At 46.4% G+C, this 12,495-nt stretch carries 11 protein-coding genes; 2 read left to right on the top strand and 9 right to left on the bottom strand.

What is annotated here, in order from left to right; all coding sequences use genetic code 11:
• The 4 genes from NI389_RS10810 to NI389_RS10795 are packed head-to-tail and all read right to left on the bottom strand — an operon-like array spanning position 1 to position 3,954.
• Positions 1-699 (bottom strand): CoA transferase subunit A, encoded by a 699-nt coding sequence (locus NI389_RS10810; protein ID WP_308359902.1) that lies wholly within the window; start codon positions 697-699, stop codon positions 1-3.
• Between the two features lie 8 nt (positions 700-707).
• Positions 708-1,463 carry a 3-hydroxybutyrate dehydrogenase gene (locus NI389_RS10805; RefSeq protein ID WP_308359900.1) on the bottom strand — a complete coding sequence of 252 codons (756 nt, stop codon included), beginning with the start codon at positions 1,461-1,463 and terminating at the stop codon, positions 708-710.
• A 4-nt stretch (positions 1,464-1,467) separates the two neighbouring features.
• Entirely contained in the window at positions 1,468-2,640 is a 1,173-nt protein-coding gene (locus NI389_RS10800) for an E22 family MetX-like putative esterase (protein WP_308359899.1), read from the bottom strand.
• Between the two features lie 12 nt (positions 2,641-2,652).
• Positions 2,653-3,954: a GntP family permease gene (locus NI389_RS10795; RefSeq protein WP_308359897.1), complete on the bottom strand. Its 1,302-nt coding sequence runs from the start codon at positions 3,952-3,954 to the stop codon at positions 2,653-2,655.
• A gap of 249 nt (positions 3,955-4,203) precedes the next feature.
• Here NI389_RS10795 and NI389_RS10790 point away from each other — a divergent pair, with 249 nt between their 5' ends.
• Entirely contained in the window at positions 4,204-6,480 is a 2,277-nt protein-coding gene (locus NI389_RS10790) for a TonB-dependent receptor (protein WP_308359896.1), read from the top strand.
• A gap of 98 nt (positions 6,481-6,578) precedes the next feature.
• Positions 6,579-7,226, top strand: coding sequence for a response regulator transcription factor (locus tag NI389_RS10785; protein ID WP_308359894.1), 648 nt, complete (start codon positions 6,579-6,581; stop codon positions 7,224-7,226).
• A gap of 51 nt (positions 7,227-7,277) precedes the next feature.
• Here the strand turns inward: NI389_RS10785 and NI389_RS10780 are convergent, their stop codons facing one another.
• The 5 genes from NI389_RS10780 to rpsC all read right to left on the bottom strand — a co-directional run bounded on the left by NI389_RS10780 (position 7,278) and on the right by rpsC (position 12,484).
• Positions 7,278-10,730 carry a PAS domain-containing hybrid sensor histidine kinase/response regulator gene (locus NI389_RS10780; protein ID WP_308359892.1) on the bottom strand — a complete coding sequence of 1,151 codons (3,453 nt, stop codon included), beginning with the start codon at positions 10,728-10,730 and terminating at the stop codon, positions 7,278-7,280.
• A gap of 171 nt (positions 10,731-10,901) precedes the next feature.
• Positions 10,902-11,159, bottom strand: a complete 258-nt coding sequence (gene rpsQ, locus NI389_RS10775; protein ID WP_208842053.1) for a 30S ribosomal protein S17 — start codon at positions 11,157-11,159, stop codon at positions 10,902-10,904.
• On the bottom strand, positions 11,159-11,350 hold the full coding sequence (rpmC, locus tag NI389_RS10770) for a 50S ribosomal protein L29 (protein ID WP_005495359.1): 192 nt from the start codon (positions 11,348-11,350) through the stop codon (positions 11,159-11,161). The genes rpsQ and rpmC overlap by 1 nt, the downstream gene beginning before the upstream one ends.
• Positions 11,350-11,763: a 50S ribosomal protein L16 gene (gene rplP, locus NI389_RS10765; RefSeq protein WP_208842052.1), complete on the bottom strand. Its 414-nt coding sequence runs from the start codon at positions 11,761-11,763 to the stop codon at positions 11,350-11,352. The genes rpmC and rplP overlap by 1 nt, the downstream gene beginning before the upstream one ends.
• A 13-nt stretch (positions 11,764-11,776) precedes the next feature.
• Positions 11,777-12,484 carry a 30S ribosomal protein S3 gene (gene rpsC, locus NI389_RS10760; protein WP_005495357.1) on the bottom strand — a complete coding sequence of 236 codons (708 nt, stop codon included), beginning with the start codon at positions 12,482-12,484 and terminating at the stop codon, positions 11,777-11,779.
• Positions 12,485-12,495 lie beyond the last annotated feature (11 nt).

Here is a 12,495-nt window from a genome sequence, read left to right as displayed (position 1 = left end):
TCACCCCCTCACCATGCGCTTTTCGATGCGTTTTTCGAAATGTCCTAGGATCACGCGATCAACGTAAATTCCTGGCGTGTGAATTTCACTTGGCGCTATGTCTCCAGGTTCAACTAACTCTTCGACTTCCACAACGGTTATTTTTCCAGCTGTCGCGGCCATTGGATTGAAATTCATCGCGGTGTGGCGGTAAACACAATTGCCAAAACGGTCGGCTTTCCACGCTTTAACAATCGCAAAATCGCCTGTGATGCTTTCTTCCATCACGTATTCACGACCTTGAAACATTTTGTGAGGTTTGCCTTCTGCGACCATTGTGCCAACGCCTGTCGCCGTAAAAAACGCCGGGATCCCAGCGCCGCCTGCACGCATTTTCTCAGCAAGCGTACCTTGTGGTGTCAACTCCACGTCTAAATCACCATTCAACAACTGCTGTTCAAATAACGCATTTTCCCCCACATACGAGGCAATCATCTTCTTGATTTGCTTGTCTTCCAATAACACACCCAAACCAAAACCATCTACACCACAGTTATTCGAGACAACGGTCAGTGCGTTTTTACCTTGTCGCTTTATTTCGGCAATGAGCCCCTCCGGAATTCCGCATAAGCCAAATCCACCCGCTATCACGGTCATGCCATCTTCAAGCCCAGCTAACGCCGCTTCGTAGGAATCAACCACTTTATCAAAACCCGCCATACGTACTCCTATTGCACTGTCCAACCACCGTCAATAACAATGGTTTGCCCTGTGATGTTTCTCGCCAGAGGGGCGACCAAAAATTGCACGCTATGGAAAATCTCTTCCACATCGATAAACGCCTTTTTAGGCATTGGCGCCAGCATGATACGGTCAACCACCTCTTGTTCACTCATGCCATGTTCTTTGGCTTGGGCCGCAATTTGTTTTTCCACCAACGGCGTTTTTACATAGGCGGGGCAAATGGTGTTTATCGTTATGTCGAACTCAGCAGTCTCAAGCGCCATGACTTTTGATAACCCAACCAAACCATGTTTTGCCGCGACATAAGCCGATTTGTATTTTGACGCCACCAGCGCGTGAATAGAGCCGATGTTAATAATGCGGCCGAAGTTCTGTTTGCGCATGTGTGGCAATAACGCCTTGCTTAACATCGCAGGCCCCGTCAACATAACGGCCTGCAACATTTCCCATTTTTCAAGCGGATAATGTTCAAGCGCTTCAACGTGCTGGATACCCGCATTATTAATCAGTACATCAATAGGACCGAGCGTTTGGGTAAGATGCACAAAACGTGCGCTGTCCAACATGTTTAAGCCAATGCCTCGTGCCTTAAACCCTTTCGCAACAATCTCTTGAGCTGTTTCTATCGCTTGGACTTCATTAACATCACTCACCACAACATCAAAATCTAATGCCGCGAGTCGATGCGCAAGGTGCTGGCCGATGCCACTGGCTCCGCCGGTAATCAATACCTTCTTCATCTCATCACTCCGCTAAAAAAGCCGCAATTTCAGCTTGCTTACTGCTGATGGAGAACAACCCATCTAAATGGCCCCACCCTCCATTTATTTCGCTGATAGACACCGATTTATTCATCTGTTTAAGCGTGTCATAGAGCGACCTTACGCCTTCAGGGCGAAGCAATAAGTCACCTGAGGATGGTATGAGCAAGACCTTCGCTTGAATACGAGCAAGCGCGCCTTCTAGGTTTTGGTTCATTCCTGCAGAAAATAACTGTGAAGCGCGGATGAGATACAACACATGATTTGCATCTTGCAATGACGCTCTGACCGCCGCACGCTGAGCCAAGATTTGGTTAATTTTTGGAAGAACACGAATGTCCTTCATGGCCGGCTCATCTAATACCTCAAAATCTTTAAAACTTGCGTTATAAATAACGGGGTGCATAGCATCTTGCGTAATATTCAGCAGGGTCGCCGTGAGTCCAGCGATCGGCTTTTTGCCTTCGTAATAGTCCCCATTGTTCCAGTTAGGATCTAAGCGAATGGGTAAAGCCCATTTTTCCAGTGCAGCCACGGTCCATGCATCCATCGTTGCCGCACCAATAACATGGAGCAATCTTTCCACTTTATTGGGGTAACGGACCGCCCACTCCAACGCTTGAAAAGACCCCATGGAGGCACCTGCAACGGCATACAGCTTGTCAATGCCAAGGCTATCCAAAAGGCGTTTTTGAACTTCCACAAAATCACCAATTGTCACCACTGGAAAGTCTAATCCATACGCTTTGCCTGTTTTCGGATTTAGAGAGGCAGGGCCTGTGGTGATCACATTGGGGTCGTACACATTGGCGTTCACCAAGGTATCACTACTAATAACAAAAAACTTATTGGTATCAATCGCTTTACCTGGGCCAATGATCGCATCCCAATAACCAGGCAAGGGGTCACTTTCCGAATATTTACCTGCCGCATGCGACGTTCCTGAGAAAAAGTGAGTGATGAGGATGGCGTTATCCTTTTTCTCATTAAGCGTACCGTAGCTTTCATACCCTATCACCACCGCTGGTAAAGTAACGCCAGATTCGGTAGTAAAGGCCTTCGTTTCAAATCGTTGTTTTTCAACCAGCAAAGTTTGGGCGTGTGCCGTGAAGCTCAGAATAACAAGCCAAAATACACTGAATAATTGCCTTTTCATCGTTCTTCCTCTTTAAAACCAAATAAACAAGCCTAGTGCCAATGCAACCCCAATCAACGGGATCAGCGCGGTAAGTGCCGCCATTGACCAATAGGCGCGTTGGTGCGTTTCTTTACAAATGGCGCGAATCGTCGTAACCACATAACCATTGTGTGGCAACGTATCGAGTGCCCCCGAACTAATGGCCACAATACGATGTAATTGTTCTGGATTAACACCTGCATCCAGGTAATGCGGTGCAACGAGCGGTAACGCTATCGCTTGCCCGCCGGACGCCGAACCGGTTAACCCCGCAATAACACTCACTGCCATGGCCGCGCCGAGTAATTCATTGCCCGGCATAGCAGTCATTACATCAACAGCGGCATTAAATGCGTCCGTATTCTTAGCAACCGCACCAAACCCCACCACGGCTGCCGTATTGCCAATCGCGACAAGCGCGCCTGTCGTCCCTAAATTGACCGCATTGGTTATTGAGCGAAAACGTTTAAAGTTGATAATCACAATACTCAGAACGCCACCGAGTAACGCGACAATAAGCGCACTTTGTTGCAAAGCTTCATGCAGCGTAAAGGACAGCAGTAACACAACAATAAGCGGGATGACTCCCGTTATGGGATGGGGATAGTCGCGTAAAGCAATGGCAGGATCATCAGGACGAGTGTCAAAACGCTCTCCATTTGCTTTTGCTTTGTTAATCATACGCATGAGCCACCAATAACCGCTGAGTGCCATAAAAATAGCGACGACAAGACTCACTTCCCACGCAGCGTAGGGTGACGTACCTAAATATTTGATTGGGATCCAATTTTGAATTTCGGGGCTGCCCGCAGACGTCATCGTAAACGTCACTGAACCAAACGCTAACGTTGCAGGGATGAAGCGACGTGGTAAGTCGGCATCTTTAAATAAGCCGAGGGCCATGGGATATACGGAAAACGCCACAATAAAAACACTTACGCCACCATAGGTAAGCACAGCACAGGCGATGACCACAGCGAGCACGGCGTGCTTCATTCCCAATTTAGCAACAATGAATCGCGCCACACTGTCGGCGGCTCCACTATCTTCCATAAATTTACCAAACAGTGAACCGAGTAAAAACATGAAAAACCAAGCACTAATGAAACCGGCAAAACCAGACATATAGGTGCTTAAGAAATTCACCTGCTCGCTAAGCGGAAACACCTCCATATTACTCGACAATGCGACGATAAGTGCACACAAGGGTGCAGCCAAGAAAAGATTCACACCTCGTAATGTCATGATTATCAGGAGGATAAGACCACCTAAAAGACCTACCATACTGAGCATATCCAATTCCTTTATTGTTATAGTCATGCACCAAGAGCAACCTCAAAGTGCATTGGAATATAATCAGTCTGAGACGAGTTACACAGAAAATACATAGTACTAAGGTTATAACCAAGCCCACCCCCCGTCGTGGCAGGGCTACAGCACCGATAGTACTAAGGTACTAATTCACTTTTACACACATTCTCCTAGAGTCGGATTAGTTTAAAAACTCGAACAACCCAAAATGACAATAACAGGGGCAACAGGATGAACAGAAAGCCAACTCGTGTTTCATATCTCGCTCTCGCCATCAGCACCGCACTTTCTAGTATGGTGGTCTACGCTGAAGACGGAGCAAAAAAGGCAGAACTTGAACGCATTGAAGTCACGGCTCGTAAAACCGTGGAAAACTTACAGGAAGTACCCGTCGCCGTTACCAGCATTGGCGAATCTGCGCTGATGGAGAACGGCATCTCAGTCATGACTGAAGTACAGCAGTTTTCACCCAATACAACGCTACAGGCTAGCCGGGGGACCAACTCGACGATCACGGCATTCATTCGAGGCGTAGGTCAGCAAGACCCGCTGTGGGGATATGAACCGGGTGTTGGTATATACGTTGATGATGTGTACATCGCCAGACCACAAGGTGCGGTACTCGATTTATTAGATGTACAGCAAATAGAAGTACTACGTGGTCCACAAGGTACGCTGTATGGTAAAAACACCATTGGCGGCGCAATAAAATACGTCACAAAAGAAATGACTGGTGACGCAACCTTAAACATTGATGGCACGGTGGGGAGTTACAATCAACGAGACTTGAAAATAACTGGGCAGCTTCCCATCTCCGATAAGATTTACCTCGGCTACGGTTACGCAAATCTGACGCGCGATGGCTTCGGTGAATTTCTACAAATGTCACAGGCAGGCCAAGACAAAGAAAATTACAACAAAGATGTCAGCGCCATGCGTTTAACGCTTGAAATGCATCCGACTGATAAACTTTTTTTCCGTTTAGCTTGGGATAAAACAGACGACAAATCGAATGCGAAAGGTGGCTACCGATTATTGCCAAGTTTACTGACAAACGCCCCTATTCCGGACAGTGTTTTTGATAGTTACACCAGCATGCCCACTTGGAATAAAGTGGAATTGGAAGGCTACAGCTTAACCAGCCGATGGGATATGGATGATCATACATCCTTCAAATATACCGTCGCAAAACGCGATAGCTATTCACCCACCAACATTGACTTTGATAACACACCTCTCAAAATCTTCGATGTGCCCGCCATTTATGACGACAACCAATTAACCCATGAACTGCAAGTGACCCATCGTGGGGAAAACTATAAAGTCGTTTCTGGCTTATACTACTACGATGCCGAATCCTGCGGGCAATTCCAAGCTATTCTTGAAGTTTTAGGTCAAAGCTTAGGTGCGCCAGGCCTTACCCGTGAAGTCAGCGGTTGCAGCAATTCCACCAGCAAAGCGTTTTATGCACAAGGTAATGTGGATTTGAACGAACAGTGGTCACTCACCCTAGGCGCTCGATATACCAGAGATAGCAAAGAAGCGACGGTTAATAATGGATTAGTGTTTGCCACGGTTTACCCTGAATCCAATTGGATACCGGGTTATGTTCGCCCTGAAGGTGAACTGGTGCCAAATGTGCTTGACGACAACAAAGACTGGTCACGTTTTACGCCTCGAGTGGGTATTGAATACCAGTACTCTGATGACATCATGTTCTTTGCAAGCTACTCACAAGGGTTTAAATCTGGTACTTATAATCCTCGAGCTAGCACGACGGAACCCGCAGCAAATCCTGAAATTGTTGATTCCTTCGAGTTAGGTATGAAAAGCGAATGGAACAAGACGCTACGGGCCAATCTGACACTCTTTGCGCTTGACCACAAAGATCGCCAATACATCTCTGTATTGCCGGGTGCAACGTCAGCTGATTTGAACCAACGACTCGGCAACATTGGTAAATCTTCGGGTAAGGGCGCAGAGTTAGAGCTCACTTACATCGCCACTGAGTCACTCTCCTTTGATGCCGCCATCGGCTACATTGATAGTTCGTTCGACGAAGTATTGGATACCGACCAAGCAACCGGTTTAACCTTTGATAAGTCCGAGCGTTTTAGTATTTCGAATACCCCTGATGTTACGTTTAATGTCGGGGCAAATTACAAAATCTACTCCGAGTTTGGAGATTTTGTTCTCAACGCTAATTATTATTATCGCGGTGATTACGTTCTATTTGAAGAAGACAGCTTGCTCACTCAAGACGGGTATGGACTCTTAAACTTCAACGTGAATTGGTATAGCCAAGACGGTAACTGGCGTGTCGGTCTGCATGCGAAAAACCTGACTGACGAAGAATATATGATTGGTGGCTACCAATTTGTAACACCAGACCCAACGGCACCAAACGATACGAGCAAATACACCCCGGGTCTTGGCGGTGACAATACACTCATTGGTTATTACGGTGACCCTCGCACTATTTCCTTGACGGTTGGTTATCGTTTCTAACACCACTTGACGAGGCAGCAAGCGGATCCCCAGCCACCTTGTTGCCTTGTCTATTTTCTCAAAATACCATATAACTGAGCTAGTTGGAGAGATTGAGGATGACACACGTGCAAGCCATAATTGCCGATGATCACCCGCTTTTTCGCAGTGCATTGCAACAAGCAGCTGCACAAGTGATGAGCAATGAACAAATAAAAGAAGCCAGTACGGTTGACGAGCTCATGATGTTATTGGTCTCACATCCCGAAACGGAACTCGTCTTTTTAGATTTAACCATACCGGGAGCAAAAGGGTTGCAGGGCCTTGCGAACCTTCGCAATCAGTATCCTGATATCTTGGTCGTCATGGTTTCTGCGAATGAAAGCCCGCAAATTATAGAACAAGCCATGGCACTGGGTGCGAGTGCGTATATTCCTAAATCCGCCTCTTTAGAACTGATAGCTGAAGCAATTACCAAAGTCATTGAAGGGGAAAATTGGTTACCAGACCAAACTGAACTTATGGATCAGACTGATTCTGAACAAGCGCAATTTGCTCGCAACTTGGAAAAGCTCACGCCACAACAATATCGTGTGCTCGCCATGATCGCGGACGGCAAACTCAACAAACAAATTGCTTATGCGATGAACATTCAAGAAACCACCATCAAACAGCATGTGTCTGCCATCTTGAAAAAGTTAAATGTTTACAATCGCACACAAGCGGGGATTTTGTTCAACCAATTATCAACGATTGGAGCCGAGTAGTTAACAAGCGAACGTGTTGTATTTTGCTCGCTCCCTTTTGCATAGCGTGAACTACAACGCAGTTGCAATACGCTTTAAAAGTCGCTTAAGGGCGGGCGCTTTGAGCGGCTTATATAAAAGCGGGTAGCCACTGTCGGTGATTCTCTCTCGGATTAACTCATCATGATTCGCTGTATTCAGTATAATCGGCATTGCTTGCAGTGATAACTCAGCAACCACGTCCAACCCTGTAACGCCACTGTCAAGTTGATAATCCGCAATAAGCAAATCAGCCTTGCTCGTCGCCACTAGTACTGCCAACTCCTGTTGGTTTCTCGCGCACTGGATCTCACACCCCCAGTTCGTGAGTAATTGTTTCAACGCCTCTAGAGCATGTTCGTCATTATCCAGTAGCCACACAGAAAGACCTTGTAGCTGGCTATCTCCCGTAGCCTCAATGAGTTCTTGTCCAGATGTTGTGCTTAAGGCGTCTTCACACGGCAGGGTCAAGGTAAACTGTGTGCCTTTCCCTACTTCTGAGCCCATGGAAATATGAATGCCCAGCAAATCACAGATCCGCTTACTGATCGCTAAGCCTAATCCTAACCCTTGCCCGTGAGAACGATCGCCAAGTTGCTTGAACTCTTGAAAGATGAGTGTTTGATCTTGCTGTGCGATACCAATACCGGTGTCTTCAACCATGATGGACAACCGTTGTCCATCTCGCTCTAAACGCAAGCGGACTTCGCCTTGTTTGGTGTAGCGTATGGCGTTACTAAGTAAGTTACTTAACACGCGTTTCAAAAGTGCTTTATCTGTAGTAAGCGAGACCGGACACGGGCTGACGTCAAACGCCAACCCTTTAGCTTTTGCAAGGGCTCGATATTCATTACACAACGGCGTTAATAAAGACGCCAAGTTAAAAGGGGCTATCGAGGTCTTGAACGCGCCAGCCTCCAATTTCGTCAATTCTAAAATGCTTGACAGTAAATCCTCTGCACTGGCCAACGCATCTTTGATGTTCTCTGACAAACCTTGAAGCTCGGAGCCTTGTGCACGCTCACTCATTAAAGCACAAAACAAACTAGCAGCATTGAAAGGCTGCAGTAAGTCATGGCTGGCCGCAGCAAAAAAGCGAGTTTTACTCTCAGTTGCAAGTTCAGCCTGCCGTTTTGCGGTTTCGAGTTGTTGATTGGCATTCGTGAGTTCAACGGTACGGGCCTGAACCTTTTCCTCAAGGTCCGTATTCACTTGCTCCAGCGCTCGTTGCTGGCGTACAAAATCAGAAATGTCCGTATAGGTCGTCACAAAGCCACCTCCGGGTAACGGATTCCCCTGCATTTCAAACACGCGACCATCATTGTGCTGACGACGATACTTGTAGGCACTTCCTTGTTTCAAATACGCGAGTCGTTTTTCAACCTCTTGATATAGATTATTGAATTCAAACAACTGCCGCTGCGCGTTGAGGCGGATCAGTTCTTCAACAGGACGACCGATGTACAAACTCCCTTCGGGGTAAGAAAACATTTCACTGTAGCGTTGGTTCCATGCGACCAGCTTCAACTCACTATCGACTACGCTGATACCCTGTTCTACGTTCTCAATGGTGGCTTGCAGCAAGTCGCGATTAAAGCGTAATACTTGACTGGCTTCATCCACAAACTCCGCAACGTGTTCAATAGATTGCGCTTTTTCATCTTTACTGGCTTGTAATATAAGCCGAGCAGAAGGCCCACCGATGAGGGCTGACATTTCACGCTCAACCAAATCTTCGATGTGACGAGGTGCTGTTTCTTTCCATTTTCCACGCTCTTTCGGAAATTCTTCGTCAATCAGTTGCGCAGTTGAGTCTGGCTCACCAAAACGCAGTAGCAAGTCTGCACAGTCTTGATATGTAAGGGGTGTCAATAATGCTTTTGGCTCTGGTTCACTCAATATAAATTTATTACTTTGCAGACGTTCTGCCAATCGCGCCTGGCTAAACCAAGGCACAACGAGATACACCAGTGTATTGACGAATAACGAAAGCAGCACAGCCTGACTAATGGCATCAAGACCAATACCAAATAAATCTTTTGGAGCAAGCCAAGCAATTCCCCACGGTCCTGCATGCAACCAATTTTCGGGGCCAGACAAACCGGTGATAAGATTGGGCAATAAGAGCGTGTAAAACCAAATCACAGAACCACTGATGATACCCAGCTGTGCACCAAGGCAAGAAGCCTTGCGCCACCATAAACCAATGATCATGGCAGGTGCAAACTGTGCGACTAATGCAAATGACATCAAGCCCATATTCGCCAGCGTATTGCCATCAGCAAAGATACGATGACTCAAATAACTTAAGAGTAAAATGGCGACGATCACGCCGCGTCGAGCGTAAATAAGCCTCTGCTTTGTTAATCCGCGCGTTTTTGCACCTACCTGAGCACGGCGAAGTAAATATTGATTGATAAAATCATTGGTGATCATGATGGCTAAAACGATGGTCGATACAATCACCATACTCGTGGCTGCTGAAAAGCCACCAAGAAACGCCAACATGGTCATCACGGGCGCATTTGCTGCTATGGGTAACGCAAGTACAAAGGTGTCGTAGCCGACATTACCTGATTTGAAAAGTAACAGCCCTGCATACGCAATAGGTAAGGTAAATAGCGTAATCAGCACGAGATACACTGGAAACAACCACCGCGCAGCGACGAGTTGTTTCTCCGAACTGGGCTCAATAAACGCGGTGTGGAATTGCCGAGGTAAACACAATGTGGCTAGTAACCCCAGCAACACATGCACCCAATATACGTAGTTGGGGCTTCTCGTTGTTTCAATTTGCGCCGTAACACCATCTCGATGAGCCTGCTCAAGCAATTGCCAAGGAGTGTCAAAAATGCCAAAACAAACAAATACACCAACCGCGAGAAAGGCGAACAACTTCACTAAAGATTCAAACGCAATTGCGGTCATCAACCCAGGATTATGTTCACTGGGGCGCAAACGCCGAGTACCAAACAACACAGCAAAAAGCGCCAACAGCAACGTAATATAAAAGGTACCGTCTTGCCAAAATGCGATGGTAGCCGTCGATGGTTTGCCCGTGAGTAACGAAATACTGGTGTTTGTCGCGTTGAGCTGTAGCGCAATGTAAGGCACCACCGCAATCACAGATATAAATGAAATCAAACCAGAAAGGCTCGATGATTGCCCATAACGCGTCGCGATAAAATCAGCCATGGAAGTCAGCTTTTGTTGACGACAAACGGTTGCGATTCTTAAATATATTTGCCATCCGAAGATGAACAGCAGAATTGTGCCTAAATAGGTCGGAGCCAACCACCAGCCGTTATTCGCGGCTTGTGCGGTCGTACCAAAAAACGCCCATGAAGTACAATACACTCCCAATGACAACGCATAAACACTTGCACGCGCACGAGGTTTCGGACTCTTATCAGCCACCCACGCAACCGCGAAGAGTACGCCAAGGTAAGCGATGGCAACGAGACTTATTACTCCAATCGAGAACATAAACGGACTTTATTATTTTTTATTCAGCATAACGCGTCTAATGCAAAATAGCAGCCGCACTTTAGTACAGTGTAAGAAAGGAAAAAATAGAAATGACACGCCGCTTTATTTTCGACACAAAAAAAAGCCCCGACCAAGGCCGAGGCTTCTTCTAAACAGACTTAATTAACATTAAGCTTGTTTTGGACGCTCAATTACGTCTACCAAAGTCCAAGACTTAGTCTTAGAAATTGGAGCACACTCACGAATTGAAACTAGGTCACCAGCTAGAGCTGAGTTGTTTTCATCATGTACGTGCAACTTAGTTGTACGTTTGATGAATTTACCGTAGATCGGGTGCTTAACCTGACGCTCGATAGCAACAACGATTGACTTGTCCATTTTGTCGCTAATAACACGACCTTGAAGAGTACGGATTTTATCGCTCATTATGCACCTGCCTTCTGGTTGATAACCGTTTTAACACGCGCGATGTCGCGACGTACTTTTCTCAACTGGTGAGTCTGAGCTAGCTGACCCGTGCTCGCTTGCATGCGCAGGTTAAACTGCTCACGTAGAAGCTCTAAAAGTTCAGCTTGTAGCTCTGCTACACTTTTGTCTTTAAGTTCGCTAGCTTTCATTACATTACCGTCCGAGTTACAAATGTTGTTTTGAAAGGTAATTTACGAGAAGCTAGGTCGAATGCTTCACGAGCAAGCTCTTCAGAAACACCTTCCATCTCGTAAAGTACTTTACCAGGTTGAATTTCTGCAACCCAGTATTCTACTGAACCTTTACCTTTACCCATACGAACTTCTAACGGCTTTTCTGTAATTGGCTTGTCTGGGAACACACGGATCCAGATTTTACCTTGACGCTTGATGTGACGAGTCATAGCACGACGAGCTGCTTCGATTTGACGAGCAGTCATACGGCCACGGGCTGTCGCTTTCAAGCCGAAAGAACCGAAGCTAACTTTGTTACCGCTTGTCGCAACACCGCGGTTACGACCTTTTTGTACTTTGCGGAATTTGGTACGTTTTGGCTGTAACATTTATCGCTACCTCTTACTTAGCACTTTTTTTGGCTTTCTTCGGTGCACGCTTATTCGCAGCTGGTTTTTCTTGCTCTTGAACTAGTGGAAGACCACCAATTACTTCGCCTTTGAAAATCCAAACTTTAACACCGATGATACCGTAAGTGGTTAACGCTTCAGAAGTTGCGTAGTCAATGTCCGCACGTAGTGTATGTAGAGGTACACGACCTTCACGATACCACTCAGAACGAGCAATTTCAGCACCGCCAAGACGGCCGCTAACTTCAACTTTGATACCCTTCGCACCTAGTTTCATTGCGTTTTGTACAGCGCGCTTCATAGCACGACGGAACATAACACGACGCTCTAGTTGTGAAGAGATGCTGTCTGCTACAAGCTTAGCATCAAGCTCTGGCTTACGAACTTCTGCAATGTTGATTTGCGCTGGTACGCCAGTAAGCTTCGTTACAGCTTGACGTAGCTTCTCTACGTCTTCACCTTTTTTACCGATAACAATACCAGGACGAGCCGTGTGAATTGTTACGCGGATTGATTTAGCTGGACGCTCGATAACGATTTTAGACACAGAAGCTGCTTTCAATTCCTTAGTAAGGTATTGACGCACTTTGTGATCGCCAAAAAGCTGTTCAGAGAAATCTTTTGTATTCGCATACCAAGTAGATACCCAAGGTTTAGAGATACCTAGGCGAATACCAGTAGGATGAACTTTTTGTCCCATTACTTATATCT

It is taken from the genome of Pseudoalteromonas xiamenensis (assembly GCF_030994125.1).
In the GTDB taxonomy this organism is placed as follows: Bacteria; Pseudomonadota; Gammaproteobacteria; order Enterobacterales; family Alteromonadaceae; genus Pseudoalteromonas; species Pseudoalteromonas xiamenensis_B.
The sequence above is the reverse complement of the archived record's forward strand: the minus strand, read 5'-3'. Positions and strand labels throughout refer to the sequence as shown.

Bases quoted from the DNA above. Each gene is read 5' to 3' on its own strand.
- NI389_RS10810 (WP_308359902.1), bottom strand. From the start codon at position 699: ATGGCGGGTTTTGATAAAGTGGTTGATTCCTACGAAGCGGCGTTAGCT.
- NI389_RS10780 (WP_308359892.1), bottom strand. From the start codon at position 10,730: ATGTTCTCGATTGGAGTAATAAGTCTCGTTGCCATCGCTTACCTTGGC.
- NI389_RS10805 (WP_308359900.1), bottom strand. From the start codon at position 1,463: ATGAAGAAGGTATTGATTACCGGCGGAGCCAGTGGCATCGGCCAGCAC.
- NI389_RS10800 (WP_308359899.1), bottom strand. From the start codon at position 2,640: ATGAAAAGGCAATTATTCAGTGTATTTTGGCTTGTTATTCTGAGCTTC.
- rplP (WP_208842052.1), bottom strand. From the start codon at position 11,763: ATGTTACAGCCAAAACGTACCAAATTCCGCAAAGTACAAAAAGGTCGT.
- NI389_RS10790 (WP_308359896.1), top strand. From the start codon at position 4,204: ATGAACAGAAAGCCAACTCGTGTTTCATATCTCGCTCTCGCCATCAGC.
- rpsC (WP_005495357.1), bottom strand. From the start codon at position 12,484: ATGGGACAAAAAGTTCATCCTACTGGTATTCGCCTAGGTATCTCTAAA.
- rpmC (WP_005495359.1), bottom strand. From the start codon at position 11,350: ATGAAAGCTAGCGAACTTAAAGACAAAAGTGTAGCAGAGCTACAAGCT.
- NI389_RS10795 (WP_308359897.1), bottom strand. From the start codon at position 3,954: ATGCTCAGTATGGTAGGTCTTTTAGGTGGTCTTATCCTCCTGATAATC.
- rpsQ (WP_208842053.1), bottom strand. From the start codon at position 11,159: ATGAGCGATAAAATCCGTACTCTTCAAGGTCGTGTTATTAGCGACAAA.
- NI389_RS10785 (WP_308359894.1), top strand. From the start codon at position 6,579: ATGACACACGTGCAAGCCATAATTGCCGATGATCACCCGCTTTTTCGC.